This window comes from Moraxella sp. CTOTU48268, assembly GCF_032069585.1.
Taxonomy (GTDB): Bacteria; Pseudomonadota; Gammaproteobacteria; order Pseudomonadales; family Moraxellaceae; genus Faucicola; species Faucicola cinerea.
Genome location: NZ_DAMALV010000059.1, coordinates 1 through 7,876, shown reverse-complemented (window position 1 = coordinate 7,876; position 7,876 = coordinate 1). Strand labels below are relative to the sequence as shown.

At 43.7% G+C, this 7,876-nt stretch carries 7 protein-coding genes; 5 read left to right on the top strand and 2 right to left on the bottom strand.

The window, feature by feature from the left end; genetic code table 11:
* Positions 1-135 precede the first annotated feature (135 nt).
* Both hisB and def read right to left on the bottom strand, forming a co-directional pair.
* Entirely contained in the window at positions 136-738 is a 603-nt protein-coding gene (gene hisB, locus RT143_RS11885; RefSeq protein WP_201665163.1) for an imidazoleglycerol-phosphate dehydratase HisB, read from the bottom strand.
* 22 nt (positions 739-760) lie between these two features.
* Complete coding sequence (gene def / locus RT143_RS11880) at positions 761-1,291, bottom strand: peptide deformylase (RefSeq protein ID WP_284034828.1); 531 nt, start codon at positions 1,289-1,291, stop codon at positions 761-763.
* Positions 1,292-1,662: 371 nt separating this feature from the next.
* On the opposite strand from def, the gene RT143_RS11875 reads away from it, so the two are divergent.
* The 5 genes from RT143_RS11875 (at position 1,663) to dnaK (ending at position 7,723) form a co-directional block, all read left to right on the top strand.
* Positions 1,663-2,766 carry a LysM peptidoglycan-binding domain-containing protein gene (locus RT143_RS11875; protein WP_313093252.1) on the top strand — a complete coding sequence of 368 codons (1,104 nt, stop codon included), beginning with the start codon at positions 1,663-1,665 and terminating at the stop codon, positions 2,764-2,766.
* A 169-nt stretch (positions 2,767-2,935) separates the two neighbouring features.
* Positions 2,936-4,165, top strand: coding sequence for a DNA-processing protein DprA (dprA, locus tag RT143_RS11870; protein WP_313093250.1), 1,230 nt, complete (start codon positions 2,936-2,938; stop codon positions 4,163-4,165).
* A 48-nt stretch (positions 4,166-4,213) separates the two neighbouring features.
* Entirely contained in the window at positions 4,214-4,819 is a 606-nt protein-coding gene (locus RT143_RS11865; protein WP_313093248.1) for an L-threonylcarbamoyladenylate synthase, read from the top strand.
* A 238-nt stretch (positions 4,820-5,057) separates the two neighbouring features.
* Entirely contained in the window at positions 5,058-5,639 is a 582-nt protein-coding gene (grpE, locus tag RT143_RS11860) for a nucleotide exchange factor GrpE (RefSeq protein WP_313093246.1), read from the top strand.
* 161 nt (positions 5,640-5,800) lie between these two features.
* On the top strand, positions 5,801-7,723 hold the full coding sequence (dnaK, locus tag RT143_RS11855; RefSeq protein WP_313093244.1) for a molecular chaperone DnaK: 1,923 nt from the start codon (positions 5,801-5,803) through the stop codon (positions 7,721-7,723).
* The last annotated feature ends 153 nt before the right edge of the window (positions 7,724-7,876 follow it).

Below are 7,876 nucleotides of genomic sequence, written 5' to 3'. Positions count from 1 at the left end.
TTTTGAAAGAAAAGCAATTTGGCGTGCCACTGCAATTTAATAATTTTAAAGACTAACACGCAAAAATTAGTACAGAAAAACTAGCATAAAAAAAGCCCTCTTCTCAAACAGGGCTTTTATTTTTACAGGTTGCTATTAAAGACTTTCTTTCGTACTCGGCAATCTATCCAAAGCTCTTTCATCATATTCCACTGCCATCCGCAGCGCACGAGCAAAGGCTTTAAACGTACTTTCAATTTGGTGATGGCTGTTCTTGCCTTTCAAGTTATCCAAATGAATAGTTATCATGGCATGATTGACAAAGCCATAGAAAAATTCACTGAACAAATCCACATCAAACCCACCAATCATCGCACGGGTAAACGGGATATCCATGTGCAGTCCAGGGCGACCTGAAATATCCACTACCGCACGGCTAAGGCTTTCATCGAGTGGGGCATAAAAATGCCCATAACGCACGATGCCTTTTTTGTCACCAATCGCTTGTTTGAAGGCTTGACCTAGCGTGATACCGACATCTTCGACGCTATGATGGTCGTCAATGTGGGTGTCGCCGTTACAGGTGATATCCATGTCAATTAAGCCATGTCGTTTGATTTGGTCAAGCATATGGTCAAGAAATGGCACGCCCGTGTCAATGGCGCCTTGACCGGTACCGTCAAGGTTGATAGACACGGTGATTTGGGTTTCGGCGGTATTTCGTGTGACAGTGGCGATACGCGATGGGCGAGTGGTCATGGTTTTCCCTTACAGTTAAAAATCACAGTCTTTTATGTTCAGCATCTTTTTCACGCTGTTTGACAACTTTACGCACTTTATCACGCGCACGGTCTTGTTTGAGCTTGGATAAATAATCTACAAAAACTTTACCATTTAAATGGTCAATTTCATGTTGGATACATACGGCAAGTAGGCCTTGTGCTTCTTCAACAAACGGGTTGCCCTGCGCGTCGACAGCCTCAATTCTGACATGTTTGGGTCTATCGACTTTGTCATAATACTCTGGCACAGACAAACACCCTTCTTCGTAGCTATATAACTCATCAGCTAATGGGGTGATAACAGGGTTGATAAAAACCCGAGGCTGACTGCCATCTTCAGATAAGTCCATCACCACCAATTGAATGTGCTCATCCACTTGCGTTGCCGCAAGACCAATACCTTTGGCGGCATACATGGTTTCAAACATATCATCAATCAAGGTTTTTAAGTCATCATCAAAGTGGGTAACGGGCTTGGCAAGGGTACGAAGCCTCGGGTCTGGGTAGTTTAAAATAGTACGTAAGGCCATAATGGGTCAACTTTTAATTTGGTTAATCTGGCAAAAATTCTCTAAAAAAATTGGCATAGGGTAACGCAAACGCTAAAGTTTGGCTACTATAACCTATATATAGGTGCAAACCAATCGCTTCACAATAGCAAATAATCAATGATAATGATTGAGTGATTAAAATCCACCAAAACCAAATCATTTAAAAAAAGATTTAAAAAGAAAATTTATGAAGCCCCAATTATTTTATGCTATGCTAACCAAAATTTACATAGTGCAAATTATGGGTGATTTTGCGACACATAACACAACATTTGGCTATGATTTTTATAAGTGATGGTAAAGCGTATGCCATTTTAAAGCGTTAAGCGGTTAACCTTGAGCATTGGGCTATGACAAACTATAACACCACGACAATGAAAAAATTATCCTTCGCTTTGTTGGCAACCCTAGGTATGACAGTGACTTCGGTAGCCGCTGCTAACAACCCGCCGCCTCGTATCAAAGCCGATGCGCCCAACCGTTATGTGGTAAAAAAAGGTGATACGCTTTGGGATATCTCCGGTAAATTCTTAGAAAGTCCGTGGCGCTGGAAAGAAATTTGGGCGACCAATAAGCAGATTCGTAATCCGCATCTGATTTATCCAAAAGATGTGATTATTTTATGTGTGATTAAAGGGCAAAAATTGGTTGGTGTAGATACGGGTGAAGGCTGTGCAGGCATTGAAAAAGCCATGAACGCGCCAGTCACCACAACCACAGTGGTAAGTGCCGCAGGTAGCATCGCTGCGATTCCTTTGACTGCCATTGAAACATGGCTTGAGCGCAATATCATCGTATCGCCTGATGACTTTAAAACTACCCCCTATGTGCTTGCTTCAAAAGATAAAAATATTATCACAGGTGTCGGTAACAAAATCTATGCCAAAGGCATGCCACTCATTGTGGGACAACGCTATGGTGTGTATCGTGAGGGCGAACCGTATGTTGACCCAACCACCCGTAAAGTTATCGGTCTTGAAGTCACCCAAGTTGCCGCAGGTATCGTCACTAGCGTAGCATCAAACGGTGTTTCTAGTATCGAGCTTAAAAAATCGTATGGTCAAGAAGTGCGCGAAGGCGACCGTGTATTTGTCGAAGTCGGTCAGTACTTGCCACCCGCGTTTTATCCAAAATCTGCCAGCGTTACCCGTGGCGGTCGCGTGATTCGCATTTTAAATTCTATTAGTAGTGCGGGTCGAGATGGGGTGATTGCCATTAATTTGGGCACCAGCCAAGGCGCTGAGCCAGGCGATGTGTTGACGGTTTATCAAAAAGGCGCTTTAGTCTTGGACGACTACTCACCCGTGAAAGGTGGGGCAGTACGGTTGCCAAGTGAGCAAATCGCTCATGTGATGGTATTTAAAGCATTTAACGATATTAGCTACGCTTATGTACTCGATGCAGAATCACCGATTCATGAGCAAGATTTTTTATTGCCTGCGGTCGGCAACTAACTATCTTGTTTGCCTTTGCTTGCTTGCCCTTAGTTATGCTTGATTAGTAAGCGATTGTTCAAAAGCCAGTCACCTTGACTGGCTTTGCTGTCTTTAAAGTTTTTATCGTGAGAAAAACTTATAATAGCAAACATTCATAAGCCATATACATGCCCAAGGAATATACGTGATGCAGGACTATCAACCTAACCTAAACCCGGCGCAGCAGGCTGCCTTATTGTTATGGCATTTAGTGAACTTATCGGTACCTGTTTATAACAAGCTTGTAGCGCGTTTTGGTAGCGCTGAACAAGCCATTCAAGCCAAGCTGGCAGATTGGCAAGCACTGGGCTTGCATGATAATCACCACAAACGCTTTGCTGAGTTTATCAGCGCCAGCCGAACCAGCCAGTTTTTGAATGATACGCTATTAGAACTATCACAAGGGCAGTATGGGGTTGTGTTTGATAATGATCCTTTATATCCGAATCAGTTAAAAAACATCTATGACCCGCCCCCTTTGCTATTGTATCAAGGCAACTTATCTGCTTTAAGCCAACCACAATTGGCGATCGTTGGGAGTCGTAAACCTAGCCCACATGCCGAAAAAATTGCCTTTGATATGGCGCAATATTTGGCGCACGAAGGCTTATGGATCACCAGTGGGATGGCAGAAGGCATTGACAAACAAGCGCATTTAGGTGCGTTAAGTCTACAGATGACGGGCACACAAGGTGGTACTATTGCGGTACTGGGCAATGGTATTAAACATTGTTATCCAAAAAATCATGCCAGCCTTAAAGCCCATATTATTGCGTCAGGTGGCTGCGTCATTAGTGAATTATTGCCCGATATGCCGAGCAATCGCTACCATTTTCCAAGGCGCAATCGTCTAGTCGCTGGGCTAAGTTTGGCAACTTTGGTTGTTGAAGCGGCTGCCAAAAGTGGCTCGCTCATCACGGCCAGAGAAGCCAACGAGCAAGGCAAACAAGTTTTTGCTATTCCTAGTCATATTGATAACCTCAACGCCAAAGGTTGCCACCAATTGATTCGTGAGGGTGCGACCTTGGTCGATCATCCATCACAAATTTTGGAAGATTTATCAATTTTTAAATCACCGATTGTCAAAGCCACCGAGGTTGAACCAGCGCCGATAGTTGCACAGGCAGTCATCAGTAGTCCTCAATTACCGTCCGAATCAGCGTCAAACACCCAGCCGCACCAAGCACCATTGGCGATGGATGTGCCGCCGCATTTGCAGACACTACTTAATCAACTCGATTGGGTCGGGCAAGATTTAGACAGCTTGGTCGATAAGACCCGCACCGATATTGCCACACTTATGGGCTGGCTGACTGAGCTTGAGCTAATGGGACTGGTGATGCAGCGCGGCGGTCTATATATGCGCTGCCGCCCTTAATTTTGATAAGCCATAAGCAACAAAACTACCAAATAATCGAGGTATATAATGCAATTTAATAACACCCAGCTCGATGCAGTTCAGCAATTTTTACAAGCCGGCAATCTGCTCGCTTATCCAACCGAAGCGGTGTGGGGAATCGGCTGTGATCCATTTAACGAAACCGCAGTGAAACAGATTTTAGAGATTAAACGACGTCCAATCGAAAAAGGTATGATTGTTATTACAGGCGATATCGCGCATATTCAGCCATTCTTACAGACGTTACCACAGCAGGTAGTCAACACCATTGCGGCAAGTTGGCAATCCACCGATGCACAAGCCACCACTTGGTTGTTACCGATTCCTGGGACATTGCAAGGCAAAATCCCCGAGTGGGTCACAGGTGGGCGAGATAGCTTGGCAATACGAGTGATTAGCCATCCGATGATTGCCAAACTATGCAATCACATCGCCCAAGCAGACAACAATAACCCGTTTGGATTTTTGGTATCCACGAGTTGTAACCTATCAGGTTTAACACCTGCTACTGATTTCGCGTCTGCTTATCATTACTTCGGTGATGCCATCGGTTATTTACTCGGCGACACCCTTGGATTTGTTCGACCTAGCCAGATTTTTGATGCTCTCACCCAACAACAAGTACGCGCTTAACGCCATGTTTTTAGCAATGTTGTTTTTAACCATGTTTCTAGCGATTTTTAATCCCTAATTTCATAAATACGCAAATTTAGTGTGGATATATATGAAAAACGTCATTTTGACCCGCAAATAATGCGAATCACTCTTGAAATCAAAGGGATTAACCATTATCAAAGCCAATAACTTTAACCGTTTTAACGTGTAACTGTTACCTTGGTGACGGTTACTTTGATAATAGGAGTGATGATTGATGAATTCAGCTGATAACAACCAAAATACGCAACCGCAAAATCAAACTGACGCCGTCTCAACGGAGTTAAAAGATGCCATGGAACAGTTTGAGCCAAGTAACGAGCAAAAAACCATTCCTAGCGACATCAACTTAAGCACTTACGAGCAGCGTATTGCCGAGCTTGAAGGTCAAGTCAAAGAAGCCAAAGAAGCTCATGCCCGTGCCAATGCTGAAGCCTACAATGCGCGCAACCGCATGGAGCAAGAAACCGAAAAAACCAAAAAATTTGCTTTAGAAAAATTTGCCAAAGACCTATTAGAAACCGTGGATAACCTTGAACGTGCGATTGAAAGTAACCAATCTGACAATGACCCTGTGCTTGAAGGCGTCAAACTTACCCACAAATCGCTGATTACGGTGCTAGAAAGATACGGCGTAAAAGTGGTCGATCCACAAGGCGAAACATTCAATGCTGACCTGCATGAAGCCGTGGGTATTGACCCAGAGGCAAGTGCCAACCAAGTCGGTCAAGTACTACAAAAAGGTTATACGCTAAATGAGCGTTTATTGCGCCCAGCCATGGTTCGCGTGGGCAGCTAGTAGGCAAGCAGTAAACAACGGATTGACCGATGGGTAACAAGCGTAGCAAAAAACTTTTGCTAACTGCTTGAAAAAAACCCTCGGTAAACCGATATAAAAATACAAGACAACGTGGTGCTCATCACCACTTACCATCAAAATAAAAATTGGAGAATTTAATTATGGCTAAAATTATTGGTATTGACTTAGGTACAACCAACTCATGTGTTGCAGTGATGGAAGGTGACAAAGTTAAAGTCATCGACAATGCTGAAGGTGCACGCACTACCCCATCTATCGTTGCTTATAAAGATGACGGCGAAATCCTAGTCGGTCAATCAGCCAAACGCCAAGCGGTAACCAACCCACAAAATACCTTATTTGCTATCAAGCGTTTGATTGGTCGCAAGTTTGAAGACAAAGTCGTGCAAAAAGACATCGGCATGGTGCCATATAAAATTGTCAAAGCTGACAATGGCGATGCCTGGGTTGATATCAACAATAAAAAATTAGCACCACCTCAAATTTCTGCTGAAGTTTTGAAAAAAATGAAAAAAACTGCAGAAGATTATCTGGGTGAAAACGTCACTGAAGCGGTAGTAACGGTACCTGCTTATTTTAATGATAGCCAACGTCAAGCCACTAAAGACGCAGGTAAAATCGCCGGTCTTGATGTCAAACGTATCATCAACGAACCTACAGCGGCAGCCTTAGCTTACGGCATGGACAAAAAAGGCGGGGCAGACCGTAAGATTGCAGTTTATGACTTAGGTGGTGGTACTTTCGATATTTCAATCATCGAAATCGCAGACGTTGATGGCGAGCAACAATTTGAAGTGCTTTCAACCAATGGTGACACCTTCTTAGGCGGTGAAGACTTTGACTTGACCTTAATCGACTATTTGGTTGAAGAATTCAAAAAAGAAAACAGTGTGAACCTAAAAGGTGACCCGCTGGCAATGCAGCGCCTAAAAGAAGCAGCAGAGAAAGCGAAAATCGAACTTTCAAGCTCACAAAGCACCGATATTAACTTACCGTACATCACTGCCGATGCCACAGGTCCAAAACACTTAGTGGTAAACGTAACCCGTGCCAAGTTAGAAAGTTTAACTGAAGCGCTTGTCAACCGTACCATTGAGCCTTGTAAAATCGCACTGAGCGACGCGGGCTTAAAAGCGTCTGATATTGATGACGTTATCTTGGTAGGTGGTCAAAGCCGTATGCCACTGGTGCAACAGCGTGTTCAAGAATTCTTTGGTAAAGAACCTCGTAAAGATGTGAATCCTGACGAAGCGGTAGCGATGGGTGCAGCGATTCAAGGTGCGGTACTGTCTGGTGACAAAACTGACGTACTACTGCTTGACGTAACACCGTTAACCCTAGGCATCGAAACCATGGGCGGTGTGTTGACGCCAATCATCGAGAAAAACACCATGATTCCAACCAAGAAATCACAAGTGTTCTCTACAGCGGATGACAACCAACCAGCAGTAACTATTCAAGTCTACCAAGGTGAGCGTAAAATTGCCGCCCAAAACAAATTGCTTGGACGTTTCGATTTGACCGATATTCCACCCGCACCGCGTGGCGTACCGCAAATTGAAGTTACCTTTGACATCAACGCTGACGGTATCATGAATATCTCAGCTAAAGATAAAGGTACAGGTAAAGCACAAAGTATCCAAATTAAAGCCGATTCAGGTCTATCAGATGCTGAAATTGAGCAGATGATTCGTGATGCTGAAGCCAATGCCGCTGAAGATGCCAAATTTGCTGAACTTGCGCAAGTACGTAACGAAGCAGATGGTCGTATTCATGGCGTACAAAAAGCCATGAAAGATGCCGCTGACAAAGTAACCGATAGCGACAAAACTTCAGTAGAAGACGCTATCAAAGCGCTAGAATTGGCGGTTAAAGAAGATAATCTAGATGACATCAAGTCAAAACTTGAAGCTCTAGACAATGCCTTCTTACCGGTTAGTCAAAAAATCTATGCTGACGCAGGCGCTACGGCAGAAGCGGGCGATGCACAGCCACAACAAACTCAGCAAGATGATGGGGTTGTCGATGCAGAATTCACCGAAGTAAAAGATGACAATAAATAATCATTTCACCGATTAAAGCCTCAATAAAAATACCGCCGCAAGGCGGTATTTTTATTTTATTTGAAAATTTTAAGAAAAAGGTGTTGACACCCATTTAGATTCACGTATAATACGCCACCACTGAGCGACGAAGAGTTTACAAACAAGTAAAAC

Bases quoted from the DNA above. Each gene is read 5' to 3' on its own strand.
- hisB (WP_201665163.1), bottom strand. From the start codon at position 738: ATGACCACTCGCCCATCGCGTATCGCCACTGTCACACGAAATACCGCC.
- def (WP_284034828.1), bottom strand. From the start codon at position 1,291: ATGGCCTTACGTACTATTTTAAACTACCCAGACCCGAGGCTTCGTACC.
- RT143_RS11875 (WP_313093252.1), top strand. From the start codon at position 1,663: ATGACAAACTATAACACCACGACAATGAAAAAATTATCCTTCGCTTTG.
- dprA (WP_313093250.1), top strand. From the start codon at position 2,936: ATGCAGGACTATCAACCTAACCTAAACCCGGCGCAGCAGGCTGCCTTA.
- RT143_RS11865 (WP_313093248.1), top strand. From the start codon at position 4,214: ATGCAATTTAATAACACCCAGCTCGATGCAGTTCAGCAATTTTTACAA.
- grpE (WP_313093246.1), top strand. From the start codon at position 5,058: ATGAATTCAGCTGATAACAACCAAAATACGCAACCGCAAAATCAAACT.
- dnaK (WP_313093244.1), top strand. From the start codon at position 5,801: ATGGCTAAAATTATTGGTATTGACTTAGGTACAACCAACTCATGTGTT.